This window comes from Streptomyces sp. NPDC002004 (genome assembly GCF_053593975.1).
In genome coordinates, this window is the sequence record NZ_JBSFDP010000008.1 from 181,428 (window position 1) to 207,172 (window position 25,745).

At 72.7% G+C, this 25,745-nt stretch carries 21 protein-coding genes; 2 read left to right on the plus strand and 19 right to left on the minus strand.

What is annotated here, in order from left to right:
• Positions 1 to 26 precede the first annotated feature (26 nt).
• The 8 genes from ACWCP6_RS15770 to ACWCP6_RS15805 all read right to left on the minus strand — a co-directional run bounded on the left by ACWCP6_RS15770 (position 27) and on the right by ACWCP6_RS15805 (position 10,727).
• A complete protein-coding gene (locus ACWCP6_RS15770) occupies positions 27 to 1,697 on the minus strand; it encodes a translation initiation factor IF-2 (RefSeq protein WP_450932983.1) in 1,671 nt (556 codons plus the stop codon).
• A 13-nt stretch (positions 1,698 to 1,710) separates the two neighbouring features.
• Positions 1,711 to 2,307 carry a hypothetical protein gene (locus ACWCP6_RS15775; RefSeq protein ID WP_450932984.1) on the minus strand — a complete coding sequence of 199 codons (597 nt, stop codon included), beginning with the start codon at positions 2,305 to 2,307 and terminating at the stop codon, positions 1,711 to 1,713.
• A gap of 282 nt (positions 2,308 to 2,589) precedes the next feature.
• Positions 2,590 to 4,899 (minus strand): xanthine dehydrogenase family protein molybdopterin-binding subunit, encoded by a 2,310-nt coding sequence (locus ACWCP6_RS15780; protein ID WP_450932985.1) that lies wholly within the window; start codon positions 4,897 to 4,899, stop codon positions 2,590 to 2,592.
• Positions 4,896 to 6,674, minus strand: coding sequence for a 2Fe-2S iron-sulfur cluster-binding protein (locus ACWCP6_RS15785; RefSeq protein ID WP_450933063.1), 1,779 nt, complete (start codon positions 6,672 to 6,674; stop codon positions 4,896 to 4,898). The genes ACWCP6_RS15780 and ACWCP6_RS15785 overlap by 4 nt, the downstream gene beginning before the upstream one ends.
• Positions 6,675 to 6,757: 83 nt before the next feature.
• Positions 6,758 to 7,651, minus strand: a complete 894-nt coding sequence (locus tag ACWCP6_RS15790) for an FAD binding domain-containing protein (protein WP_450932986.1) — start codon at positions 7,649 to 7,651, stop codon at positions 6,758 to 6,760.
• Between the two features lie 286 nt (positions 7,652 to 7,937).
• Complete coding sequence (locus ACWCP6_RS15795) at positions 7,938 to 9,557, minus strand: beta-N-acetylhexosaminidase (RefSeq protein WP_450933064.1); 1,620 nt, start codon at positions 9,555 to 9,557, stop codon at positions 7,938 to 7,940.
• Between the two features lie 215 nt (positions 9,558 to 9,772).
• Positions 9,773 to 10,057: a DUF3039 domain-containing protein gene (locus ACWCP6_RS15800; protein WP_450932987.1), complete on the minus strand. Its 285-nt coding sequence runs from the start codon at positions 10,055 to 10,057 to the stop codon at positions 9,773 to 9,775.
• Positions 10,058 to 10,154: 97 nt separating this feature from the next.
• On the minus strand, positions 10,155 to 10,727 hold the full coding sequence (locus tag ACWCP6_RS15805) for a YqgE/AlgH family protein (RefSeq protein WP_450932988.1): 573 nt from the start codon (positions 10,725 to 10,727) through the stop codon (positions 10,155 to 10,157).
• 262 nt (positions 10,728 to 10,989) lie between these two features.
• On the opposite strand from ACWCP6_RS15805, the gene murA reads away from it, so the two are divergent.
• Complete coding sequence (gene murA, locus ACWCP6_RS15810) at positions 10,990 to 12,333, plus strand: UDP-N-acetylglucosamine 1-carboxyvinyltransferase (RefSeq protein WP_450932989.1); 1,344 nt, start codon at positions 10,990 to 10,992, stop codon at positions 12,331 to 12,333.
• 136 nt (positions 12,334 to 12,469) lie between these two features.
• On the opposite strand, the gene ACWCP6_RS15815 is transcribed toward murA, so the two are convergent.
• From ACWCP6_RS15815 to ACWCP6_RS15850, 8 genes are all read right to left on the minus strand, one after another.
• A complete protein-coding gene (locus ACWCP6_RS15815) occupies positions 12,470 to 12,751 on the minus strand; it encodes an HU family DNA-binding protein (protein ID WP_016645140.1) in 282 nt (93 codons plus the stop codon).
• Between the two features lie 306 nt (positions 12,752 to 13,057).
• On the minus strand, positions 13,058 to 14,488 hold the full coding sequence (locus tag ACWCP6_RS15820; RefSeq protein ID WP_450932990.1) for a malic enzyme-like NAD(P)-binding protein: 1,431 nt from the start codon (positions 14,486 to 14,488) through the stop codon (positions 13,058 to 13,060).
• Between the two features lie 439 nt (positions 14,489 to 14,927).
• Positions 14,928 to 17,240 (minus strand): HelD family protein, encoded by a 2,313-nt coding sequence (locus tag ACWCP6_RS15825; RefSeq protein ID WP_450932991.1) that lies wholly within the window; start codon positions 17,238 to 17,240, stop codon positions 14,928 to 14,930.
• A gap of 283 nt (positions 17,241 to 17,523) precedes the next feature.
• Positions 17,524 to 18,324, minus strand: coding sequence for an anti-sigma factor family protein (locus ACWCP6_RS15830; RefSeq protein WP_450932992.1), 801 nt, complete (start codon positions 18,322 to 18,324; stop codon positions 17,524 to 17,526).
• A complete protein-coding gene (locus tag ACWCP6_RS15835; RefSeq protein ID WP_450933065.1) occupies positions 18,321 to 18,848 on the minus strand; it encodes a sigma-70 family RNA polymerase sigma factor in 528 nt (175 codons plus the stop codon). The genes ACWCP6_RS15830 and ACWCP6_RS15835 overlap by 4 nt, the downstream gene beginning before the upstream one ends.
• Positions 18,849 to 19,085: 237 nt before the next feature.
• Complete coding sequence (locus ACWCP6_RS15840; RefSeq protein ID WP_450932993.1) at positions 19,086 to 19,640, minus strand: CGNR zinc finger domain-containing protein; 555 nt, start codon at positions 19,638 to 19,640, stop codon at positions 19,086 to 19,088.
• Between the two features lie 245 nt (positions 19,641 to 19,885).
• Positions 19,886 to 21,043: a uroporphyrinogen-III synthase gene (locus ACWCP6_RS15845; RefSeq protein WP_450932994.1), complete on the minus strand. Its 1,158-nt coding sequence runs from the start codon at positions 21,041 to 21,043 to the stop codon at positions 19,886 to 19,888.
• Between the two features lie 163 nt (positions 21,044 to 21,206).
• On the minus strand, positions 21,207 to 22,592 hold the full coding sequence (locus ACWCP6_RS15850; RefSeq protein ID WP_450932995.1) for a nitrate/nitrite transporter: 1,386 nt from the start codon (positions 22,590 to 22,592) through the stop codon (positions 21,207 to 21,209).
• Between the two features lie 418 nt (positions 22,593 to 23,010).
• On the opposite strand from ACWCP6_RS15850, the gene ACWCP6_RS15855 reads away from it, so the two are divergent.
• The gene (locus ACWCP6_RS15855) at positions 23,011 to 23,796 is read left to right on the plus strand and encodes a GNAT family N-acetyltransferase (RefSeq protein WP_450932996.1); all 786 of its coding nucleotides are present in this window, start codon (positions 23,011 to 23,013) and stop codon (positions 23,794 to 23,796) included.
• A gap of 121 nt (positions 23,797 to 23,917) precedes the next feature.
• On the opposite strand, the gene ACWCP6_RS15860 is transcribed toward ACWCP6_RS15855, so the two are convergent.
• The 3 genes from ACWCP6_RS15860 to ACWCP6_RS15870 all read right to left on the minus strand — a co-directional run bounded on the left by ACWCP6_RS15860 (position 23,918) and on the right by ACWCP6_RS15870 (position 25,680).
• Entirely contained in the window at positions 23,918 to 24,238 is a 321-nt protein-coding gene (locus tag ACWCP6_RS15860; protein WP_450932997.1) for a hypothetical protein, read from the minus strand.
• Positions 24,223 to 24,405 carry a hypothetical protein gene (locus tag ACWCP6_RS15865; RefSeq protein ID WP_450932998.1) on the minus strand — a complete coding sequence of 61 codons (183 nt, stop codon included), beginning with the start codon at positions 24,403 to 24,405 and terminating at the stop codon, positions 24,223 to 24,225. Before ACWCP6_RS15865 ends, ACWCP6_RS15860 begins: the two co-directional genes overlap by 16 nt.
• A gap of 207 nt (positions 24,406 to 24,612) precedes the next feature.
• Positions 24,613 to 25,680: a LysR family transcriptional regulator gene (locus ACWCP6_RS15870; protein WP_450932999.1), complete on the minus strand. Its 1,068-nt coding sequence runs from the start codon at positions 25,678 to 25,680 to the stop codon at positions 24,613 to 24,615.
• Positions 25,681 to 25,745 lie beyond the last annotated feature (65 nt).

Sequence of the window (25,745 nt, forward strand, 5' to 3'; positions counted from 1 at the left end):
GTTCCCTCTCGCTCCCTTTGCGCGTGTCAGTCGACAACCGGCGGGACGTTACGACGCTCGCTCGGCCGCCAGGTCTCCTCGTCCTCCGTGAGGTAGTCCGGCCGCTCGCCTCGTTCGTCAGTGCGACGCGACGCAGATCTGGAGCCGTTGGGCAGAGGCCCGCCGCGGCCCGTCTGAGCTGATCCGGGCATGGGTTCGGACGAAGTGCCACCCGGCTGCTGCTCGCGAACGAGGCCGGAACCGCCCGAGCTGAAGGAGCGCGTACTGGAGCGGCCCTGTCGTTGCGGCCGCCCACCGACGATGCCTTCGTTCTCACCGGCGATCCGGCGTCCGGAGGCGGCACCACGCGGCCCTTCCGGCGTGGCACCGGGCCTGGCTCCCGCTGCACCCCGACCGACCGGTCCGCGCCCAGTCGGGGTTTCGCCGCCCATGACCGTCCCCCGGGGAATCCCCGTGGTAGGCCTGCCCGTCGCCTGCTGCGGGCGCCCACCAGCAACTCCGTTGTTGGTCGGGAGACGCCCAGGAAGCGATCCTGTTCGTCCAGCACCTGTGCCGCTCTGCCCCGGCATCAACGGGCCGCGCATGCCACCGGTTGAGCGACCTCCACCGCCAGTCACCGGCGGGTTGCCAGGCCGGGTCGCTCCCGTACCACCGATGGGTGATGTGCTGCGTTCGAAGGGTCCTCCGCCCCCACGGCGCCCGACGGTCGTCCCTCCTTCGCGGCCTTCGAATGTTCCGCCACCCCCGCGGCCAACGATCGGCGGGGTTCCGGTGACAGGAGGCATGCCGGTGGGGCCGGTCGGGCCAGTTGGGCTCGGGCCGTTCGGTACCGGGTCGCTGGGGTGAACAGGTACGTGATGCGCCTTGGGAAGTGTGTCTGCGGAGTCGATGTCCACATGTGTTGGACGGTCGCTGTTCGCCTCCACATGACGCTCCGGAAGGTTCACGCCAGAAGACCGGCCACCGCCCGGTACGTGCGGTGCCCCAGGGGCCGACGCGTGGGTCGCTGCGGCATGCCCCTGCGAAGAAGGAACAGAAGCACCGCCTGTAGTGCCTCGGCCAGACGTGGTCGGCCGAGTCCAAGCCTGAGCACCGTCAATAGACTTGCCACCGCTCCCCTCCGGCGAAATAGCCGACGGCGGCGGCGGAAACCTAGGCCTCTCCAGCCGGTCCATCTGCGTGGCCGAGAACGAATACGTTCCCGCCAGCTTCCGCATCTCCGCGGCGGCCTCCTGGCGGACCTTCTCCTTGTCCGCCGCGATGGCCGCCAGATTGCTCTCGGATTTGCTGGCGGCGATGTGCGCGTCCGGGTCGCCGTGGGCCGCCCTGGCCGCGTCCAGGTTGGCCTGGGCGCTCTTCCTGTCGCGGGGGACGGACGACTGGGCCGAGGCGATGGCGGCGGAGGCGTGGCCCAGCCACTTCGCGGAGCCCTCGCTGAAGTCGGCCAGTCGGAACGTGGCGTTGGCCAGGTCGCCGCCCCAGCTGCGGAACGCGTCGGCGCCCTTGCCCTTCCATGTCACGTACTGGGGGCGGACCTTGAGCTCCTCGGCGATCTTGCTGATTTCCGTGGCCGCCGCCTTGAGCTTGTCGGCGGCGGCCTGCACCACGCCGCTGTCCGCCTGGTCGAGCCACGCCAGCATCTGCTCGTGGCTCATGTTTTCGAAGGACGTGCTCCCGCCCTTGCCCTTGCCACCCATCAGAAGTCACCCATCAGATCTGTCCGCCCGAGTTGCCGCCGCCCGCGGGCGCCTGGCCGGACCGGCCGGACCGGTCCGTTCCCGTACCGGTGTCGTCACCGCTGCCGCCGCCCGTGCCGCTGCCGCCCTGTGCGGACGTGTGCTTGGCGTGGTCCGGGTCGTAGCTGCCGCCGTAGTGCTCGGTGGCTTCCGCCGAGATCGCCGCCATCCGGTCGCGAAGGTCGGTGTCGATCTTGTGATAGCCCTCGTGCGAGGCCATGACCGCGATGCCCATGCCCTCGATCGAGTCGGAGAGCAGCTTCGACAGGGTCTCGAGTTCGCTGATGACCGAGTGGTACGAGGCGAAGAGGCCCGATGCCTCGACCCACGCACCGTCTCCCCCGCCGAACTGGTGCCGCGACAGCGGCTCTTCACCCAGCTTCTTGGAGCCGGCCGCCGAACCCTTGAGGTCGCGGATCAGTTCGTCGACCCGTTGCTGGAACTTCTGGAACGACGAGAGCTCGGTGACCACGTCGGCCACGGCGTCCGTCGCCGATTCGAAGACGTCGAACGGCCACAATGGGCCCTCCGAACTCGACTCCGACGACGAACCGCCTTCGCTCGGCAGCACTTTGCCCTCCCCGTAGAGCCGATGCCAGTCAGTCAGAAAGCCTCACGCGCAACTCTAGCCATCGGTTCTGACAGTCTGCCCCGGGGCCCGTTGCAGGAGCAATCGAGATCACGCCACCGTGACTTGATGCGCACAAGGATGCGACACACGGCACGCCGGCTCGGACGGCGGGAGCACGGTCTGCCCGTGACCACCGCGGACGCGTGAGGACGGGCGGCCCGTGGCACCGCAGTCGACGGGTGGGCGGTCAGCCCGTGTTCAGCACGGACGGACGGACGGCGGTCAGCCCGTGACCACCGCTGCCTGCGGGCGGATCGGCAGGCGGTTCACCGGGCGGCCCGTCGCCGCGCGGACCGCGGAGGCCACGGCCGCCGGGGAGGCGACCACCGGTGCCGCGCTGACGGCCTTCGCGCCGAAGGGGGCGACCACGTCCCGCTCCTCGACCAGCTTCACGATGTGGATGTCGGGGGCGTCGAGCGAGGTGGGCAGGGCGTAGCCCGTCAGGTCCGGGTGGCGTACCAGGCCGCGCGGGGTGCGGAGGTTCTCGGTCAGGGCCGCGCCGACCCCCTGGGTGACGCCGCCTTCGATGCGGGCGGTGAGCTGGGTGGGGTTCAGGATGCGGCCGACGTCCTGGGCCACGGCCAGTTCGACGACGCGTACCGAGCCCAGCTCGATGTCGACGTCGACGACCGCGCGGATCGCGCAGAAGGCGAGGCCGACGAAGGCGTCGCCCTGGCCGTCGGCGTCCAGGGGCTCGGTCGGGTGCGGGCGGCACTGGGCGGTCGCCCACAGTTCCTTGCCGTCCAGCGCCTCGGTGACGGTGGTGGACAGCACACCGTCGTACGAAGTGATCTTGCCATCGGCGATCTGGAGGAGCTCGGTGGACATGCCGAACTTGTGGGCGAGGGGCTGGAGGAGCTGGGTCCTGACCATCTTCGCGGCGCGTTCGACCGCTCCGCCCGAGACCCAGGTGTGGCGGCCGCGGCAACCGGGGCCGGCCGGGGGCTGGTCGGTGTCCACGGCGGCGACGTGCACCTCGTCGATGCCGAGGGTCTCCTGGACGATCTGGCGGGCCAGGGTCGAGAAGCCCTGGCCGGTCTCCACGGCCGCGCACAGGACCGTCGCCACGCCGTCCTGGACCCGCACGGTGGCCGTGGACACCTCGTCGGTGCCCTCGGCGCCGAGCATGTGGACCATGCCGATGCCGTAGCCCACGCCGCGGCGCACCGCGCCCGGTTCGCCCGCGCCCTCGGGGCCGCCGGGGAGCAGCCACTCGTCCTCGGGGGTGTCCTTGGGGAGGGCGGGCAGCGGGAAGTCCCGTACGGCGGTGAGGAGTTCCGCCACGGGGGCGGGGCAGGTGACGGTCTGGCCGGTTGGCAGGACGTCGCCGGTGGCCAGGACGTTGCGCAGGCGCAGTTCCGCGGGGTCGATGCCGAGCTTCTTGGCGAGCTTGTCCATCTGCGCCTCGTATGCGGCGCAGACCTGCATGGCGCCCTCGCCGCGTACGTGTCCGGAGGGCGGGTTGTTGGTGCGGACCGCCCACCCCTCGATGAACGCGTTGGGGACGACGTAGGGGCCGCAGGCAAAGGAGACCGCGGCGGCCAGCGCGTCCGACGACGTGTCCGCGTAGGCGCCCGCGTCCAGCAGGACCTGGGCCTCGACCTTCACCAGGCGGCCCTCGGCGTCCGCGTGGTGGCGGTAGCGCAGCAGGGTCGGGTGGCGGTGGACGTGGCCCAGGAAGGACTCCTCGCGGGTGGCGGCCAGTTTGACCGGGCAGCCCGTCTTCAGGGCGAGGAGGCCGAGGGGAAGCTGGAAGCCCGGGTCCTCGCGGTCGGCGGTGGCCCCGGGGACGCCGGTGACGACGACCTTGACGCGGTCCTGGCCCAGTCCATAGACGGCGGCCGCCTTGTCGCGGTCGCCGTGCGGGTCGGTGGACGCGACGTACAGCTCGACGCCGCCGTCCGGGCGGGGCACCGCGAGTCCGGCCTCCGCGCCGATGGGCGCCGGGTCCTGGCGGCCGATGCGGTACAGGCCCTCCACGACGATGTCGCCGGCCGCTTCGGGGTCGCCGTGTCGCAGCGGGATGTGCCGGATCAGGTTGCCGTCGGGGTGGAGCGGTTCCGCCTCGAAGGCCTGCTCCGGGTCGGTGACCGGGTCGAGGACTTCGTACTCGACGATGACGGCTGCCGCGGCCATGCGTGCGGTGTCCGGGTGGTCGGCGGCCACGGCGGCGATGGGCTCGCCGTGGTGGCGGACCGCCTCGGAGGCGAACACGGGGCGGTCGGGGGTGCCCCGGCCGTAGGACGCCGTGCCGGGCACGTCCTCGTGGGTGACGACGGCGTGCACGCCGGGCATCTCGCGCGCGTGGGTGGTGTCGATGGAGACGATCCGCGCGCGGGCGTGCGGGGAGCGCACGATCGCGGCCCACAGCAGGCCTTCGGCCCACAGGTCGGATGCGTACGGGAACGTGCCCTCCGACTTGGCGCGGGCGTCCGTGGCGGGGAGCGACACCCCGAGGCCGTGCGGCAGCGGCTCGGGGCCCGGGGCGGGCACCGTACCGGTCACGGTGGCTGCCGCTGTTTCGCTGCTCACGCCTGGCCTCCGTCCTGGTCGTACGGCTGGTAGGGCTCGTAGGACCCGAAGTCCCCGTGGGACGGGTCATGGGCGCCCGGGTGCACGCCGCCCTGTCCGGGGCCGGCCTGGTGCGGGATACGGGCCTCTTCGGGGACGTCCCCGTCCGGGGCAGGGCCGGCGTGCGTCCCGCCGCCCGCGGCGGACGCCGCGCGCTCGGCCGCGACCTCCTGGACGGCCTTCAGGACTCCGCGGTAGCCGGAGCAGCGGCACAGGTTGCCGCACAGGGCCTGGCGGGTGTCCATGTCGGTCGGGGACGGGTTGCCCTCCAGGAGGTCGTGCACGGTCATCGCCATGCCCGGGACGCAGAAGCCGCACTGCACGGCGCCGCAGCGGGCCAGTGCCCGCTGGACGTCGGACGGCTGCCCGTCCGCGGCGAGGCCTTCGACGGTGCGCACCTCGCTGCCGGCCGCGGTCGCGGCGGGCACCAGGCAGGAGGCGACGAGCCGCCCGTCCACCTGGACGTTGCAGGCCCCGCACTCGCCCTGGGAGCAGCCGTCCTTGGCGCCGGCGAGGCCCAGCCGCTCGCGCAGGACGTAGAGCAGGGACTCGCCGATCCAGGCGTCCGTGACCGGCCGGTCGCCGCCGTTGACGCGGAGCACGTACGAGACGAGGGGTCGGTCGTCGTGGAGCGGAGGGCCGGCGGGGGCGTCGGCGGGGGCTGCGGCCTCCTGGGCGGGCGCTTCCCGGGGGTCCGTCCCGGACGCGGGCACAGCGCCTTCGGCTGCCGCGGGGGCCTCGTCCTCGGGTGCCGCGCCGGAGTGGCCGACCCCTTCCGGGGAGGCGTCCTCGGAGGTGTGCCCCTGGGGGTGGGAGTCGTCGGCGGCGGTCGCTTGGGGGTGGGCGTGGCCGGGGTCCTCGGACGCGGCCGACGGCGCGGGCGCCGGGTGGACCGGTTCCGGGGCCGTCCCCGCGGAGGCGGTGACCTCGGCGTCGGCGTCACCGGGCGCGGCGGCCGTCTCCTCCGCCACGTCCGCATGCTGCGGATGCCGGAGGTGTGCCTCCCGCGGCTCGGCCGACTGCGGCTCGGACGCGTGCGGCTCGGACGACCAGGGCTGTCCCGCCCCGGCCTCGGTGGCCCACGGCGCGGGGGCGCCACCCGGGAGGGTCGCCGGCGCGGTCGTCGTCCACTGCGAGGCCAGCGCGGACGTGGTGAACTCGCCGGACTCGTCCGGCAGATCCCCGTCGGCGACGGGGATGGACCACTGTCCGGTCATCTGGGCGGCGCCGGATTCGGCTCCCGCTGCGGTGTCGGCGGCCTCCGGGAAGGTCCACTGCCCGGTCGTCCCGGGGTCGTACGCGAAGGGGTCCCGCGCGGGCTGCCCGGCACCGGGCTGCGGCAGGGGCGTGCCGTGGGCGGGCGTGCCGTGCACCGGCGTGCCGTGGGCGGGGGTCCCGTGGAACGGCGTCCCGTGCGCGGGCGTGCCGGAGGCTGATTCCGGGTCGGGCAGCGCGTTCGGGTCCGGCCAGTGCACCGGCTGCGGCGCCTGCCCGGGGCCCGCCGGCGTCCCGGGCCGCCCAGGAGACCCGTCCGGTCCGGTCTCCGGCATGGCCCAGGAGCCCGTGGCCGCAGGGTCGGTGGCGGCGGCCGCTATCCGCGGCGGTACGTAGCCGTGGCCGGGCGCCGCGAGGGGGCTGCCCAGGAGGGCGTCGATGCCGCCCTCGGGCAGCTTCACGAAGGCGGTGGCACCGTCGTCGTACTCGCCCTGCGGGAGCGGCTCCCAGGAACCGTGCATGCCGTGCGGGCCGTGGGCGCCGTGCGGTGCGTCGGCGCCCGGTGCGCCACCGTCGGCCCCGCCGGTGCGGTTCTGCTCGTCGGTCACGACAGCGCCCTCCCCAGTGCTCGTCGGGCCAGTACGGCGACGGTCCGCCGCAGGTGCAGTACGGCGGGCGGCAGCTGCTGCGGCGTACCGTCCTCGGCCGGGGCGGGGTCGGGGACGCAGGCCGCTGCGACGTACTCGCCGAAGGCGTTCAGCGCCTCGGGCACCACCGTACGCCCGCCGTCCCAGTCGATGAGCGACGCGATCCACTGCTCGGCCTCCAGGGGCCGCAGCGGCATCGGCGCGACGGCGCCGACCGCGCACCTGACGCCGCGGCGTGCCGGGTCGAGCACCAGCGCGACGGACGCGACCGCGCGACCGGGCCCGGTGCGGCCCGTGGCCTTCAGGAAGATCTGGGGGGCGTGCAGCAGCGGTACCCGCACATGGCCGATGAGTTCGCCGCTGCGGAGCATGTCCATGCCGGCGAGCAGATGCGAGACGGGAATCTCGCGGCGGGCGCCGCCGGGTCCGGCGACGACGAGCGTGGCCTCCAGGGCGGCCAGCACGGGCAGCGCGTCACCCGTCGGGGCGGCGGACGCGATGTTGCCGCCGAGGGTGCCGGCGTTGCGGATCTGCGGGGGGCCCGCGGCGCGCGCCGCGGCCGCGAGGGCGGGGATCAGGGCGGCGAAGTCGGGGCGGCCCATGCGCGCGTGCGTCAGTCCGGCGCCGAGCAGGGCGTGTCCGTCCTGGTACTGCCAGCCGCGCGTCTCGCTGATGCGTCCGAGGCCGACGAGCGCGGTGGGCCGCAGCAGGCCCGAATTGACCGCGGCCATGAGATCCGTACCGCCCGCCACGGGTACGGCGGCGGGCATGGCGACCAGGGCCGCCACGGCCTCGTCGAGCGAGGCCGGCAGCGTCACGGACTGCGCCGCCTGCGGTGCGTGCGTGGTCAAACCGGCTGCCCCTTCCCGCGGTCCACCTGGTCCCACCTGTGCTGCCGTACGGTACGTGCCGACAGGGCGGACGTGGCAACTCTGGCACATCTTCGCAGGACCCCGACGCGGGGGTCCGCTAGGAGACATACGAGGTATTGCTCCCCCTCTGAGGGGATGGTCCGATTTCGCATGGCCTCACCGGTCGGCGTGTACGGCCACTCTTCGGTGACCCTTGCAGGGCTTCTCCGACGAGGTCCCACGGTCCCAGGACGGCGGCCCTCCGGCCCCCGCCGCGGGGCAGGCCTCACACGTTCGGGGGCGCCCCCTCGATCGGGCGTCCGAGCACCCCGGGGCGCCGCTGCCACGGCTTCGGGCCGGCCGGCGGGCGGTAGTCGACGCCGAGGGCGTCAAGTCGTGCGTAGTGCCGGGCCATACGGCGCTCGAAGCCGGCGTAGTCGCGTGCCGCGGGTACGGGAAGCCGGCTCCAGGCGACCTCGGCGAAGGCCGCGAGCCGGGGGAAGACCTGGTAGTCGACGCGCGCGTGGTTCTCCATCACCTCGGTCCACGCGTTGGCCTGGGTGCCGAGCACGCGCCGCGCCTCGCCGGGGGTGAGCTGCGGCGGCAGCGGCTCGAACCGGTACACGTCCTCCAGGGTGCGCACGTAGCCGATGGGCACCGGCTCGTCCCCGCCGCCGGCCTGCCGGTGGTCCAGGTAGACCTGCTGCTCCGGGCACATCACCACGTCGTGACCGGCCTTGGCGGCCGCGACGCCGCCGCGGTAGCCGCGCCACGACGACACGGCGGCGCCGGGCGCGAGGCCGCCCTCCAGGATCTCGTCCCAGCCGATGAGGCGTCTCCCGCGCGCGGAGAGCCAGGAGTCGAAGTGGCGGATGAACCACGACTGGAGCTCGTCCTCGTCGGCGAGGCCGAGTTCCCGGATCCGCCGCTGCGCGGCCGGCGACGCACGCCACTGGTCCTTGGGGCACTCGTCACCGCCGAGGTGCACGAACGTCGACGGGAACAGTGCCAGCACCTCCTCCAGGACTCCCTCGTAGAAGCGCAGGGTGGTGTCGGTGGGGGCGAGTACGTTGGCGGAGACGCCCCAGTCGTCCCAGACGGAGAGGGAGGCGGTGTCGACGACGTCGGTGTTGCCGAGTTCCGGGTAGGCGGCGATGGCGGCCTGCGAGTGGCCCGGGATGTCGATCTCGGGGACGACGGTGATGTGCCGGTCCGCGGCGTAGGCGACGATCTCGCGGATGTCGTCCTGCGTGTAGAAGCCGCCGTGCGGCTTGTCCTCCCACAGCGATGAGGCCCGGTGGCCGTAGCGGGTGCGGGAGCGCCAAGCACCGGTCCCGGTGAGCTCCGGGTGGCGCAGGATCTCGATGCGCCAGCCCTGATCGTCCGTCAGATGGAGGTGCAGGACGTTGAGTTTGTGCGCGGCCATCAGGTCGAGGTAGCGCAGCACGCCGCCCTTGGGCATGAAGTGCCGTGCCACGTCGAGCATGAGCCCGCGCCAGACGAACCGCGGGGCGTCCTCGAGGGTGCCGGCCGGGACGGTACGGGCCGCGTGCGGCCGTACCGGCGCGCGCCGGAAGGCGTCGGGGCCCAGGAGCTGACGCAGCGTCTGCGCGCCCCAGAAGACACCGGCGGGGCCGCCGCCGCGGATCTCCACGCGGTCCCCGTCGACACCGAGCCGGTACGCCTCGGGCTCCAGGTTCGCGTCGGTCCGCAGCGCGATGACGTCCCGGGCCTCACCCTCGCGCGCGGGACGCAGCGGCAGCCCGAGCGCCGCGCCGAGCGTGGCGCGCAGCCAGCGCTCCGTCCGCTCGGTGCCGGGCCCCGCGTCGAGCACGGTCGACTCGGTCGCTGCGAACCCGCCCGGTCGGGGCAGCACGGCTCCCGTGGGCGCCGGGATGAGATCCATGAAGGTCATGCCGTCCGACCGTACGCGCCACGGGACCGCGCCGCGCGGGTACGGCCCGGCACCACATCGGGCCGCCCGCCGGGCACCGGGCGCGGCCCGGCACCACCTCGCGTCACACGCCGGGAACCCGGCCACAGAGGTCGGTCGCGTGCCCCCGACGGCGTACCGCTGCGCCGGAGCGCGCCCCGGGGACCCCCACCCGGCCGCTCGGACGGTTACTTGTCCTTGCCGCCCTTGTCCTTGTCGCCGCCGGCGCCCATGGACTCGTAGATCTCCTTGCACATGGGGCACACCGGGTACTTCTTCGGGTCACGGCCCGGCACCCACACCTTGCCGCAGAGCGCGACGACGGGCGTGCCGTCGAGCGCGCTCGCCATGATCTTGTCCTTCTGGACGTAGTGGGCGAAGCGCTCGTGGTCGCCGTCACCGTGCGACGTCTGCGGCGTCGGCTCTACGAGGGTCCCCGTACCTGTACCGCGCTCGGGCTCAAGAGTGCTCATAACAGCCAAGGGTACTTAAGCGCCCGGGCTCCGGGTGTGCGGCCGGTCACCATCGCGCGGCAGACCGTCCGGGCAGGGGCGCGAGGAGCCGAACGGGTCAGTTCAGCGACGGGTCGTCCGGATACGTCGCGACCATGGCCAGTTCGTTCCGCTGGCGGCGCAGCACCTGCCGCCACAGGCTCTCCGGCGCGGGGGACGAGACGTCACCCGGTTCCGACTCGACCACGAACCACGCGCCCTCGACCAGTTCCTCCTCCAGCTGGCCGGGCCCCCATCCGGCGTAACCGGCGAAGATCCGCAGGGACCCGACGGCCGAGGCGAGCAGCTCCGGCGGGGCCTCCAGGTCAACCAGCCCGATCGCACCGTGCACGCGCCGCCAGCCCAGGGGCGCCGCGTCGCCGTCGGCCCCGCCGGGGATGACCGCGACACCGAGCGCCGAGTCGAGCGAGACGGGGCCGCCCTGGAACACGACGCCGGGCTCCCCGGCGAGATCCGCCCAGCCCTCGAGGATGTCGCCGACGTCGACCGGCGTGGGCCGGTTGAGGACGACACCGAGCGAGCCCTCCTCGTCGTGGTCGAGGAGGAGTACGACCGCGCGGTCGAAGTTCGGGTCCGCCAGGGCGGGCGTTGCCACGAGCAGCCGCCCTGTGAGCGAGGACACCTCGGTCATGGCAGACATGATCCCGCAGATCGGCCGTATACGGGGACTCAATGCCGGTACACGAGTGAGCGCGGCCGACAGGGGCGGGCCAGCGCCGGTACGCGGTGCGGACGCGCCCCGGAATCAGTGACCCCGCGTGTCCGTTTAGGCACATTTCGTATTGTAGCGAAGTCATGACGCACAAACCCCGCACTTGGGCTTACGGAACGGGGGTAGGCGGCCATTACGCTTGCCCTTCGACCCCTGCCCACTTCACCGGAACGCGAGATTCATGACCGTCACCGACGATGTACTCCTTGTCCACGGCGGAACCCCGCTGGAGGGCGAGATCCGTGTCCGCGGCGCGAAGAACCTCGTGCCCAAGGCCATGGTCGCGGCACTGCTCGGCAGTGGTCCGAGCCGACTGGGCAATGTCCCGGACATCCGTGACGTCCGCGTCGTGCGCGGCCTGCTCCAGCTGCACGGCGTGACGGTCCGCCCGGGCGAGGAGCCCGGCGAACTCGTGATGGATCCCACGCACGTGGAGAGCGCGAACGTCGCCGACATCGACGCGCACGCCGGTTCGTCCCGCATCCCGATCCTGTTCTGCGGCCCGCTGCTGCACCGCATCGGGCACGCCTTCATCCCGGGCCTGGGCGGCTGCGACATCGGCGGCCGGCCCATCGACTTCCACTTCGACGTGCTGCGGCAGTTCGGCGCGCGGATCGAGAAGCGTGCGGACGGCCAGTACCTGGAGGCCCCGCAGCGGCTGCGCGGTACGAAGATCCGCCTGCCGTACCCGTCGGTCGGCGCGACCGAGCAGGTGCTGCTGACGGCGGTGCTCGCGGAGGGCGTGACGGAGCTGTCCAACGCCGCCGTGGAGCCCGAGATCGAGGACCTCATCTGCGTACTGCAGAAGATGGGCGCGATCATCGCCATGGACACCGACCGGACCATCCGGATCACCGGTGTCGACAAGCTCGGCGGATACCGGCACCGCGCCCTCCCGGACCGCCTGGAGGCCGCGTCCTGGGCGTCCGCGGCGCTGGCGACCGAGGGCAACATCTATGTGCGCGGTGCCCAGCAGCGCTCGATGATGACCTTCCTGAACACCTACCGCAAGGTCGGCGGCGCCTTCGAGATCGACGACGAGGGCATCCGCTTCTGGCACCCGGGCGGCCAGCTGAAGTCGATCGCGCTGGAGACGGACGTGCACCCCGGTTTCCAGACCGACTGGCAGCAGCCGCTGGTCGTGGCCCTGACGCAGGCGACGGGCCTGTCCATCGTCCACGAGACGGTGTACGAGTCGCGGCTCGGGTTCACCTCCGCGCTGAACCAGATGGGTGCACACATCCAGCTCTACCGCGAGTGCCTGGGCAGCTCCGCCTGCCGCTTCGGGCAGCGCAACTTCCTTCACTCGGCGGTCGTTTCGGGCCCCACGAAGCTCCAGGGCGCCGATCTGGTCATCCCCGACCTGCGCGGCGGCTTCTCCTACCTGATCGCCGCGCTCGCGGCCCAGGGCACGTCCCGCGTCCACGGCATCGAGCTGATCAACCGCGGCTACGAGAACTTCATGGAGAAGCTCCAGGAGCTCGGCGCGAAGGTCGAGCTGCCGTCCGGCACGCCGGTGGCCTGACGGCTGCCTCCCGACGCCAAGCAGATGGGGCGGCCACCCGGAACCGGGTGGCCGCCCCATCGGCGTACCAGGGGCTTGTGAGCCCTTCGCACGAGGGTCGGCCCCGCGTACGAAGGTCAGCCCTGCGTACGCAGGCTCACTTGCCCTTCGCGGCTTCCTTGAGCTTGGAGCCCGCGGACACCTTCACGCTGTAGCCGGCCGGGATGTTGATCGGCTCGCCGGTCTGCGGGTTCCGCGCGGTACGAGCGGCACGGTGGGTGCGCTCGAAGGTGAGGAAGCCGGGGATGGTGACCTTCTCGTCGCCCTTGGCGACGATCTCGCCGACCGTCTCGGCGAACGCGGCCAGCACGGCGTCGGCGTCCTTGCGGGTCACCTCGGCGCGGTCGGCCAGCGCGGCCACCAGCTCACTGCGGTTCATGTTTGTACTCCCGTGTTCTTCTTGCCATTGAGGCGTGAGATCGAAGCCGATGCTGCCAGGGTCCTCGGTCGGTCCCCGGACCCGGGTCCGTAGCCAGACCCTCGCGCCCAGAGACGCATCCTGCCCCTACGTGCGGCGGGAACGCCAATCCGGCACCCCTGGGAGTCACACGAAAAGCGCCACTGCCTCGAAATGGTGACGCTCCGTCCGCTCCCGGCAGCGGACCGCAGGCCCGCGGGCCTCCTGCCGCCACCCTAAAGGGCGCATTCGGAGCCCGCATTCCGCGACGCGCCGAGCCGCCCCCGGCTAGGCCGTGGTGCCCGTCACAGCCGCCCCCGCAGCCTTGGCGGCGTTGCGGACGGCACCGGCGACGGCACCGGCGACCTTGTCGTTGAAGACGCTCGGGATGATGTAGTTCGGGTTCAGCTCGTCCTCGGTGACGACATCGGCGAGGGCGGTGGCGGCGGCCAGCATCATCTCGGTGTTGACCGTACGCGACTGGGCGTCGAGGAGACCGCGGAAGACACCCGGGAACACCAGAACGTTGTTGATCTGGTTGGGGAAGTCCGAGCGGCCGGTCGCCACAACTGCCGCCGTCTGGCGGGCGATTGCGGGGTCGACCTCCGGGTCCGGGTTCGCGAGCGCGAACACGATCGCGCCGTCGGCCATGGCCGCCACGTCCTCGCCGCCGAGCACGTTCGGCGCGGAGACGCCGATGAAGACGTCGGCGCCGTGCACCGCTTCCTTCAACGTGCCGGTGACGCCCTCGGGGTTGGTGTTGTCGGCGATCCAGCGCAGCGGCGAGTCCGCCGCGGCGTTCACCAGGTCCGCGCGGTCGGCGTGCACGACACCGTGGATGTCGGCGACGACGGCATGCTTGACGCCCGCGGCGAGGAGGAGCTTCAGGATGGCCGTACCGGCCGCGCCGGCGCCGGACATGACCACGCGCACGTCGCCGATGGCCTTGCCCACCACGCGCAGGGCGTTGGTGAGGGCGGCGAGCACCACGATGGCGGTGCCGTGCTGGTCGTCGTGGAAGACGGGGATGTCGAGGGCCTCGCGCAGCCGGGCCTCGATCTCGAAGCAGCGGGGCGCGGAGATGTCCTCGAGGTTGATGCCGGCGAAGCCCGGGGCGATCGCCTTGACGATCTCGACGATGGCGTCGGTGTCCTGGGTGTCCAGGCAGATCGGCCAGGCGTCAATGCCGGCGAAGCGCTTGAAGAGGGCCGCCTTGCCCTCCATGACGGGCAGCGCGGCCTTGGGGCCGATGTTGCCGAGGCCGAGGACGGCGGAGCCGTCCGTCACGACCGCAACGGAGTTGCGCTTGATGGTGAGACGCCGGGCGTCCTCGGGGTTCTCGGCGATCGCCATGCAGACGCGCGCCACACCCGGCGTGTAGACCATGGACAGGTCGTCACGGTTGCGGATGGGGTGCTTCGACGCCATCTCGATCTTGCCGCCGAGGTGCATGAGGAACGTACGGTCGGAGACCTTGCCCAGCGTGACGCCCTCGATGCCGCGCAGCTTCTCGACGATCTCCTCGGCGTGCGCGGTGGAGGTGGCCGCGATCGTGACGTCGATGCGGAGCTTCTCGTGACCGGAAGCAGTGACGTCGAGGCCGGTCACCGAGCCTCCGGAGGACTCCACGGCGGTGGTGAGCTGCGAGACCGCGGTTCCGCTCGCCGGCACCTCCAGCCGGACCGTCATCGAGTAGGAGACGCTGGGCGCCGTTGCCATGGCCGACTTCCTCTGCTTTCCCTTGTGTCGCGTGCGCGCGGCCCGCGGTGTCGCGGGCGGCGCCATCCGATGGTCGCACCTACCGTCGAGTACCTGGTAGCCGCCCCGGATTGCGAACGTTGTGTTCTCGCACCGTTCCGTCGTTTTCGGAAAACGACTTCCACCATACGAGAAGTGATGGGGCAAAAAAAGAGGTCCGCGTCAGCTGATGACGCGGACCTCTTCTACGTTCAGTGACACCGACCCGCCATGCTCGCCTCGCGGCAAGTGGTCGCTCGAAGCGACGAAGGTTGGGCCCGGGGGCTTGGATCGAGCCGGTGCCACGTCAAAGGTAACAAACGATCCTCATAAGGCAATTCCCGTCCGCGGAAGTCATCCTCCCGGGCGTCGGCCCGTCGGCCCCATGACCCGTGGCGAGCGGGTCACGGGCCCCGGCCCGTCAGTCCCGGAGCAGGTCCGGCACCCCGTCCGCGTCCGGCTCGTCCCGGTTCCCGGAGACGACGGTCAGCTGCTGCGTCGCACGGGTGAGTGCGACGTACAGCACACGCAGTCCGGCGGGCGACTCGTCGGCGATCTCGGCGGGCGAGACGACGACCGTCGCGTCGTACTCCAGTCCCTTCGCCTCCAGGCTGCCCAGCGCCACCACGCGCTCCCCCAGCCCCGCCAGCCAGCGCGCGGCCTCGTCGCGGCGGTTCATCGCGACGACCACGCCGACGGTGCCGTCGACCTCGCCGAGCAGGCGGGCCGCCTCGTCCCGGACGGTCGCGGCGAGTCCGCCGTCGTGGACGACCGCGTAGCGCGGCCGCAGACCCGTGGAACGGACCGCGGACGGGGACTCGGACCCGGGCATCGCAAGGGCCAGGACCTTCGCGGCCAGCTCGGCGATCTCGGCGGGGTTGCGGTAGTTCACGGTGAGCGTGAAGCGGCGGCGCGGGCGGGTGCCAAGGGCCTCGTCGCGCGCCGCGGCCGCCTCGTCCGGGTCGGACCAGGAGGACTGCGCGGGGTCACCGACGACGGTCCAGGTGGCGTGCCGGCCGCGGCGGCCGATCATGCGCCACTGCATGGGCGTGAGGTCCTGCGCCTCGTCGACGATGACGTGCGCGTACTCGGTGCGCTCCTGGGCCAGCCGCTCCGCACGCTCGCGCTGGGTCTCCTCGCGCACCGGCATCAGCTCCTCCAGGCCCGTGAGCTGGTCCAGCGGGTCCAGCTCACGCCGCTTGCGCGGCCTCGCCGGGGTGCCGAGCATCGCCTGGAGCTCGTCGAGGAGCGCCACGTCGTGCACGGAGAGCGCCTGCCGCTTGAGGGAGCGGGCCACGCGGCGGCACTCGCCCGGGTTCAGGACGCGGCGGGACCAGCGGGCCAGACGCTTCTCGTCCGCCATCGCGGCGAGCACGCCGCGCGGGGTGAGCTCGGGCCACCACGCGTCCAGGAAGGCGAGGAAGCCGTCCTCCGACGTGACGTCCTCGTCGAAGGACGAGCGCAGCTCGGCGGCGAGCTCCGGATCGGTGTGCCGGGTCGCCGACCCGGACTGCTCCCAGAGGGCGTCGAGGAGGAGCTTGCGGGCCCGCGGGCGCAGCAGATTGACCGGAGCGGTGCCGCCGAGCACGGCGCCGCGGATGCGGCTGAGCTGGTCGGCCTCCAGTTCGAGACGCCGTCCGAAGGCGACGACGCGCAGGCGCGCCGGGGTGCCGCCGTTGCCCGATGTCTCCAGGGCGCCCCGTGCCGCCTTGCGCAGCACCTTCAGCATGCGCGACGAGCCCTTGACCCGGGCCACCGCCGGCGAGTCGTACACCGACGCCTCCGCACCGTCGACGAGCGAGCCCACCGCACGGATGGCGACCTGGCCCTCCTCGCCCAGGGAGGGCAGGACGCCCTCCGTGTAGGCGACCAGGAGCGGGGTCGGGGAGACGATCAGGATGCCGCCCGCATAGCGGCGGCGGTCCTGGTAGAGCAGGTACGCGGCGCGGTGCAGCGCGACGGCGGTCTTGCCGGTGCCGGGGCCGCCCTCGACGTAGGTCACCGAGGCGGCGGGCGCGCGGATGACGAGGTCCTGCTCGGCCTGGATGGACGCGACGATGTCCCGCATGGTGTGGCTGCGGGCCTGGCCGAGGGCCGCCATCAGGGCGCCGTCGCCGACGGACGGCAGCTTCTCGCCGTCCAGGTAGGCGGTCAGCTCGGGGCGCATCAGGTCGTCCTCGACGCCGAGGACCCTGCGCCCCTTGGAACGGATGACCCGGCGGCGTACGACCCGGCCGGGGTCGACGGGCGTCGAGCGGTAGAAGGGCGCCGCGGCCGGTGCCCGCCAGTCGATCACCAGCGGTGCGTAGTCGGAGTCCAGGACGCCGATGCGGCCGATGTGCAGGGTCTCGGCGATGTCGGCGGTGTTGTCCTCGCGGACCGCACCCTCCGCGGGCTCCACCGCGGTGTACGCGCCGTCCGGGCCCTTCTTGCCGTCCTTGCCGGGCAGCAGGTCGATCCGGCCGAAGAGGAAGTCCTCGAACTCGTTGTTGAGCCGGTTGAGGTGGACACCGGCGCGGAAGACCTGCGCGTCGCGCTCCGCGAGCGCGCCGGGCGTGCCGACCTGGCCGCGCTTGGCCGCGTCGTCCATCAGGAACTCCGCCTCGTGGATCTTCTCCTCGAGGCGGCGGTACACCTGGTCGAGGTGCTCCTGTTCGATGTGGATCTCCCGGTCGCGGACCGAGTCGTCGCGAACCGGATCAAGAGCGGCGTGCGCGGCTTGCTGTGCGGCCACCGGGCCCCCTTCTGACGTGCTGGGCAGCCGTCCACCGTACGCGAAGGGGGGCCCGGGAGGCTACGCGTCCGCTCGCGGCCCGCTCGGATGCCGGGGTGTCCACCGGGGTGGGGGCCGGAACGTGTGCCGGTACGTGCTCGTGCGTGCACGCCGAGATACGCGCCGGCGTGCGCGCCGGTACGCCGCCGTGAACGCCGGCACGGGCGTCGCCGTGCGCACGCGCGGAGACGCCGACGCATGTGCCCGGACATGCATCGGTGTGCGGACGCGCGTGCGCGACGGCCTAGGCGCCGACCTCCACGAGCTGCTTGCCGTCCAGGGTGCGCACCTCGAAGTGGTCGATCTGGTTCTGCTCGAAGGCCGCTCCGCCGTGCACGTAGAGCGGGTGCTTGGCGTCCTTGTGGGGGCTGTTCTCGATGCCGTAGCCCCACTTCGGAACGGCCCAGGTGGTCACGGTCTCGCGTTCACCGTTCTTGCCGACCGCGATCAGGGAGCACTTCAGCGGACCCGTGACGTTCTTCAGCTCCAGAACGGCGTGGGTGCCCCACATCTTCTTCTCCATGCCCACGGTGGCGGTGACCTTGGTGGTGGGGTCGGTGGCGCTCACCTTGGTGGTCATGTGGTGGAAGAACGCGTCCTCGGCGGGGCTGGTCGGGTGCGGGTCCGCCAGGGTGTTGGCGTCCGACGCGTCTCCGCCGGAGACGGCCATCACGGTCAGCGGGCCACCGACGATCAGCGCGGCCGCGGCCGCCACCAGGTACATCCCGCGCCGGCGCTTCTTGGCGCGCTGCACGGCGACCTCGTCGATGAGCCGGTCGCCCAGTCGCGGACTGGGCTTGGCGGCGAGCTGCGCCCCGATCTCCGGTGTGCCGCCCAGGGTGCCCGGGCCGCCGGGAAGGTCGGCGAGCGCGGCGAGCATCGGCTCCATGCCGGACAGCTCCTCCAGCTGCCGCTGGCACCATGTGCAGCCTGCGAGATGTGCCTCGAAAGCGGTCGCGTCGGCGTCGTCGAGGATGCCGAGCGCATACGCCCCGACGTCCTCGTGCACGCCCTGCGGCTCGTTGTAGGACCCATACATGGTCATGCGGTCACCCCCCGCTCCTCCAGCGCCAGCTTCATCGAGCGCAGCGCGTAGAACACCCGGGAGCGCACGGTGCCACTGGGTATGCCGAGCGTCTCGGCCGCCTCATTGACGGTACGCCCTTTGAAGTAGGTCTCGACCAGAACCTCCCGGTGCGCCGGGGTCAGGTCGTCGAGCGCATCCGAGAGTGTCATCAACCACAACGCCTTGTCGATCTCGTCCTCCGCGGGGATGACCTCCAGCGGCGACGGATCGACCTCCTGCGGCCGGGCCTGCCGGCTGCGGTGGCCGTCGATGACGATCCTGCGTGCGACCGTCACCAGCCAGGGGCGTACCGAACCGGTCGCTCGGTTGAGCTGACCGGCATTCTTCCAGGCACGGATGAGCGTCTCCTGCACGACGTCCTCGGCGCGCTGCCGGTCGCCGGCGACCAGCCGGAGGACATAGGCGAGCAGAGGACCCGCGTGCTCCTGGTAGAGGGTGCGCATGAGGTCCTCGTCAGGTCCACCGGATGTCGGCGGCGACATGCGATGTCGTGCCCTCGGCGGGCGTTCATCGGCCACGACGAAATCCTTGCGCACGCCTGCCTCCGCTGTCCCCCATTCGGCTGGGCTTTCCAGCCGGTCGCTTGACACTCCATACGTGCAAAGTGAGGGAAGTGTTCAACGCCCGCCGGAAGTATTCGACACCGGGGGGCGTTACCGCGGGTTCGGCGGTGCGGGCTGCGCGCTTATGCGGCTTCGGTGCGGGTTTCTGCGAGGGCGTCAGGCGCGGGTCAGGGCCGCGCGGCGGCGATGGCGGGCGACGCGCTCACGGTTGCCGCACCCTTCGCTGGAGCACCAGCGGCGGCGCCTCCCCCGCGAGGTGTCGAGGTAGATCAACGGGCAGTTGTCCCCTTCGCACTGGCGCAGTGCCGCACGGGCGGCCGGGTCGGTGAGCAGATCGACCGCGTCGCGGGCGACGACGGCGAGCAGGGCCGTACAGCCCGGGTCGGTGTCCAGCGCCCGGGCGAGACTGCCGTCCGGGGCGCGCACCGCGCGGGGCGCGGGCGGGGCTTCACGGGCGAGGGTGTTGACGCGTTCCAGGGCGGCGCCGGCGGGATGCCCGTGGAGCTCCCCGCGCACCAATTGTGTGATGTGTCCGCGGAGTTCGAGGAACGCCGAGAGCCAGTGGTGGTCGGCCTCGGGCAGGGGGGTGCCGGCCGGGACGATGCCGGCGGCCGCGCACCAGGCGCGCAGCCGGGCCGGTGAGTCGAGCCGGTCGTCGGGGTGGGCCGTCGCCACCAGGTCCAGGCAGATCCGGCCGGAGTCGAACCGCAACGCGTGTCACCGCCTTGTGGGGGGATGCCGGTGAGTTCTGGGTACGTGCCGTGGTCGTACGTGCCTCGGGTACGGGTGCGCGGGGTGCCGTACCCCCTACAGTGCCCGTCCCGGGGCGCGGCCGGAAGTCCCGGTACCGGCCGGGTCGGCCTGCGGCACGTTTTCCCCACCCCGTCCCTTCCCGAACCAGGGGCTCCGCCCCCCTGGCACCCCGGCCCCTCGGCTGACGGGGACGGGGAAAGGCCTCAGGCCCCCGCGTACTTGGCGTCCGCCGCCGCCGGGTCCAGGGCCAGGCGGTAGCCCCGCTTGACGACCGTCTGGATCAGCCGGGGGGCACCGAGGGCGGAGCGCAGCCGGGCCATCGCCGTCTCGACTGCGTGCTCGTCCCGCCCGGCCCCGGGCAGCGCCCGGAGGAGGTCGGCGCGCGCCACGACCCACCCGGGCCGCCGTGACAGGGCCCGGAGCAGCGACATCCCGGCGGGCGGCACGGGCCGCAGCACGTCGTCGACGAGCACGGCGTGCCCCCGGATCTCCACGCGATGCCCCGCGATGGGCAAGGCCCGTGCCCGCCCGGGGAGTTCCCGGCAGAGCACCTGGACGAGCGGTCCGAGCCGGAACCGTTCGGGCTGCACGGTGTCGACGCCGTACGCCTGGAGCGGCAGCGCGGTCACCGGGCCGACGCACGCGGGCAGCACGTCGTGGTGGAGCGCGGCCAGCAGATCATCCAGCTGACCGCGGGCTTCGGCGCGGCGCAGCAGGGACGCGGCGGCGGGTGCACTGGTGAATGCCAGCGCGTCCAGGCCGCGCGAGACCGTGGCGTCGAGCAGGCGGTCGACGGGCCCGAGGTCCTCCGGCGGCATCCACCGGTACACCGGCACGCCGACGAGTTCGGCGCCCGCGGCCCGCAGCGCCTCGACGAAACCGGGCAGCGGCTCCCCGTGCAGCTGGACGGCGATCCGGCGTCCCTCGACGCCCTCGTCGAGCAGCCGGTCGAGGACCTCGGCCATCGACTCGGACGACGGCGACCACTCCTCGGTGAGCCCGGCCGCCCGGACGGCGCCCTTCACCTTGGGCCCGCGGGCGAGGAGCCGGACACCGCGCAGCCGGGTGAGCAGTCCGTCACCGAGGCCCCAGCCGTCGGCCGCCTCGATCCATCCGCGGAACCCGATCGCGGTGGTGGCGACGACGACGTCCGGCGCGTGGTCGATGAGGTCCTTGGTCGCCGCGAGGAGTTCGCCGTCGTCGGAGAGCGGCACGATGCGCAGCGCGGGCGCGTGCTGCACCGCCGCGCCGCGCCGCTGGAGCAGCGCCCCGAGTTCGTCGGCGCGCCGGGCCGCGGTCACGCCGATGGTGAACCCGGAGAGCGGACCGTGTGCCGCCTCGTGCTGTGCGTCGTCGTCCATGGCTCTCGTCCCGCTCAGGTGATGGTTCGGCCGGCTCGTCAGGAAGGAGAAGGGGAGTGAAGGGGGGATGGGGGGAGAAGCGGATGGGGTGGAAAAGGCAGTGGACCGAGCCTGTCAACGGTGCATGACAGGCTCGGTTCACCCGGATGTCAGCGGTGTTACGTCAGACGTTGGCGTAACCGAGCCGTGGCTGTTCCGCCTCGGCACCGGAGGCGTCGTCCGGTGCGGCGGAGGCCGCGGGCCGTCGAAGGTATACGGCCCAGGTCACCGCGGAGCACACCGCGTAGCAGGCCAGGAAGGCGACGAACGCTCCCGTGCCCGTGCCGACGGTGAGGAAGGACTGGCGGAAGGCGAGGTTGATGCCGAGCCCGCCGAGTGCACCGACCGCACCGATCAGCCCCATCGCGGCGCCGGAGAGCCGCCGTCCGTAGGCCGCGGCCTCCTCCCCGCTCAGGCCCTGCGCGTGCGCCTTGGCCTGGAAGATCGCGGGGATCATCTTGTACGTGGATCCGTTGCCGATGCCCGAGAGGACGAACAGGACGACGAAGGCGCCGGTGAACAGCGCCAGCGACTTCTCCATGGAGGCGGCCACGACGACCGCGGTCGCGACCGCCATGGCGGCGAAGACGGCGAGCGTGATGCGCGCGCCGCCGAACCGGTCGGCGAACCGTCCCCCGACGGGCCGTACGAGGGAGCCGAGCAGCGGGCCGATGAAGGTGATCGACGCGGCCTGGAGCGGCGTACGCCCGAACTGCGTCTGCAGCACGAGACCGAAGGCGAAGCTGTAGCCGATGAAGGAGCCGAACGTACCGATGTACAGCAGCGCCATGATCCAGGTGTGCGGATCGCGTACGGCCTCCTTCGCCGCCCCCGTGTCATTGCGCACCGACGCGATGTTGTCCATGAACAGCAGCGCGCAGACGGCCGACACCACGACGAGCGGGATGTAGATCCCGAGCAGCAGCCGCGGCCCGCCCGCCGCTCCGATGACGGCGAGTCCGGCGAGCTGCACGACGGGGACGCCGATGTTGCCGCCGCCCGCGTTCAGCCCCAGCGCCCAGCCCTTCCTGCGCAGCGGGAAGAAGGAGTTGATGTTGGTCATGGAGGAGGCGAAGTTGCCGCCGCCGACGCCGGTGAGCAGCGCGCACAGCATGAACGTCCCGTAGGAGGTGCCCGGCTTCATCACGACGAAGGCGGCGACGGTCGGGAGCAGCAGGAGGGCCGCGGCGAACACCGTCCAGTTGCGGCCGCCGAAGCGGGCCACTGCGAAGGTGTACGGGACCCGGACGCAGGCGCCGACGAGGGTCGCCATCGACACGAGGAAGAACTTTCCGGCCGGGTCGATGCCGTACTCGGGGCCCATGAACAGGACGAGTACGGACCACAGGCTCCAGACGGAGAACCCGATGTGCTCGGAGAGGACCGAGACGACCAGATTGCGCCGTGCGGTGCGCTCCCCCGTCTCCTTCCAGAACCGTTCGTCCTCCGGGTCCCACTGCTCGATCCAGCGGCCCCCCTTGCGTTCTGCTGTGGTGGTCGGGGCTGTCATGTCGGGCCTCCACGTCTGCACGGATGTCGGCGATGAAGCCCGAAGGTAGGGACGGCTGGTTTCGCCCCTGTGCCACCGGGTGACCGGCACGGAACGTTGCTCTCACTCGGCGGAGGGGCGGGCGGTGAGGCGGCGCCGGGCCGGGGCCCTCGCGGCCGGATATTCCGTTGCGCGTCCGCGTTCCCCGTGGCAGCGTCGGCCGCGCTGCACAGCACCCGTCGAGGTACGCGCCCGCGTACCCGGAACCTCAAGGGAATGAAGCCCATGATCCCGGCGTCCCACAGCGGCCGCCGTCGGCACTGACCGGTTCTCCGTCCCCCTTCGGGACACCGGAAACCGCATCACGAGTGCCAGGCCCTTCACCTCACGGCGGCCCGACGTTGCCTTCCGCACGCCATCTACGTGAGGTCACATCACCGTGGACAACAACGTCCAGAGCTTTGCCGTCACCAACCTCCGCCGCCGCCCCGTCGTCGTCGAGACGGGGTGCTTCGTCGCGGGGTTCGACCCCGGCACCACCAGCCCGTTCGTCAACTACGCCACGCCCCTGCCCGGTGCCGCGCCGACCGACCGGGAGGTCGCGGCGCTGATCGCGGCGTTCCGGGAGCGCGGTCTCACGCCGCGGCTCGAGTTCGCGCCGAACACCGCGCCCGCGACCGACGTCGCACTGCGCGCCGCGGGGTTCACCGTCGAGGCGGTGCACGAGTACCTGGTCTGCACCCCGGCCACGCTGACGGTGCCGGGGACCGGCTGCGCCACCGGCCCGGGCGCGCACCCGTCCGCCGCGCCCCGTGTCGAGGCGCCTTCGTCGGACGAGGACTACGCATCGGTCGACGCCGCCCTGTCCGAGGCGTTCGACGACGCGTTCGCCCCGTCGCCGGAGGGCGCGGCCCGGCTGCGCCGCACCGAGGACGGCGGCGGTGCGGTCCGTTTCGTCCGGGCTCCCGACGGCAGCTGCGCCGGCGGGGCGACCTGCTCCGCGCCGGCCGTGGGCACCGCGGAACTGGCGGGCGTGGGCACGCGCCCCGCCTTCCGGGGCCGCGGCATCGCGGCGGCGGTCACGGCCGCGCTGACCGGGGTCATGTTCGAGCGGGGCGCGGCGTCGGTGTGGCTGGAGTACTCGGGCGAGGGCTCCCGCCGTGTGTACGAGCGCATCGGGTACCGGCCCCGGGGCACCCGCCTGTACATGTCCCTCGGAGCCTGAGCGCACGGCGGCGGACCGGAGCGGTGACGGCGGGTGCGGTGCGGGCGCCGGGGCACGGCGTCCTCACCATCGGCGGGGACCGGGGAACGCATCGCGGGCCGGCACCCCGCGCCCCGGCCCGCTAAGCCGCCGCCGCTCTCCCCCGCCGTCTGCGCGTACCGCCGCGCGCCGCCCCGGTGGGCGTCGTACCGCGTTCGGTGGCCTCGGGCGCGGCGCTGCCGGAGGGCGCGGGTGCCCTGCTGCCGCGGGGCACGGGCGTGCTGCCCGTGCTGCCGGTGGCGGCGGTGCCGGGGGTGGCGCCACGGGCCTCCGGCGGCTTCGCGGAGCCGGAGGGCAGCGGCGAGGTCTCGACCCTGCCTGCCGGTGGGTCGCCCTGCGGGCCCGGCATGGGCAGCCAGGGTGCGGTCGCGTTGCCGGACAGCAGGGTCACGGCGATGACCACGCGTACACCGCGCAGGCCAGACCGAGGAGCATGCCGGCCGTACGGAAGCGGCGGCCGCGGCGGCCCGTCTCGTCGACGAACACCGGCGTGTCCGGGGCCTCCCGGGCGTCCGGCCGGGCGGTCGGGTCGTCCAGTCGGCGCCCGGCACCGTCGATCCGGATCGTCACGTCGTTCGGGTCATGGGAATGACCTGGTCGGGCGTCTTCTCGCCAAGGATCCACGCGCACGCACTTCCCCCCACGGGAATGAACCGAGGTGCGCACACGACCCCGGGCATGCGCCGTCCGGGCCGGGCCCCCACCTGACCCCAGCGCCCCCCTTCCACCATTTGGCACCCGGAGGGGGAATGCAGCGCAGTTGGTTGACTGTCGGACTTATTCCTCGGTAACGGTCATCATGACGAGTGCATCGGCGGCTGGAATCCATCCGTCCGCGGGCCGTTCGAGCCATCCTTCCTCCGCCGCAAGGGCGTTGGCCGCGGCCCTGAGGGCATCCACACCTGGGTGCTTCAGCCCCTTGCGCCACACCAGGGACACGGGCGACAGCGGAACCGGGTCGACGAGAGGCCGCATCACCGTGTCCGGCATCGGCGGGAAGTCCACCACGGCGAGGACGGGGTTCCGGTTCTTGGCCATGATCCTCCGGAACTCCTCCTTGCCCACGGCGAGCGGCATGGGCGGCGCCACGTCGATCCCCCGGCCCTCGAACAGCAGCCCGGCCAGTTCGGTCCACTCACGGGTACGGGGGTTTCCCGCGCCCGCGTACACCGACTCCCCGGCGAGCTCGGCTAGCGGCACCGCGTCGAGGTCCGCCAGCCGGTGGTCCGCGGGCAGCACGATCGCCATCGGCTCGTAGCGCACCGGCTGCTGGGCCAGCTGCGCCCGCACCGCCGGGTCCAGACCCGCGTACCGCCCGAAGGACGCGTCGAGCCGCCCCGCGAGCAGCTCACCGGCGGCGCCGGTGAGCCCGCTCTCGAAGCGCGCCATCAACTCGCATTCGGGCGCGAGGTCACGGGCGCGCGCGAGGACCCGCTCGAAGGCCAGGCCGGGGCTGTTCACATCGACCAGCAGCGGCCGGGCGCCGCCGCCGTACGGAAGGGCCGCCAGCAGCTCGTCCTGCGCCTGGAGGACCCGTCGCGCGTACGGCAGCAGCCGCTCGCCGTCGGCGGTCACCGCGACCTGACGGGTGCTGCGCACGAACAGTTCGGCGCCCAGTTCCCGCTCCAGCCGGCGGACGTCCCGGCTCAACGCCTGCTGCGCCACGTACAGCCGCTGCGCGGCCCGGGTGAAGTGCAGCTCGTCGGCGACGGTCACGAAGGCGCGCAGCAGCCGGGGGTCGAGATCGCGCGAGCGGGCGCGGGGCACGGTGTACGGGCCGGAGGGGGCTGCGTACGAACCGGACGGGGCTGGGTGCGGACTGGAGGGGGCGTCTTCCGGCGGCATCCGCCGAACTTACAACGCGGGCGCGTGAATCGGCACCGAGAAGGTGTTGGACCGCGGGGACCGCC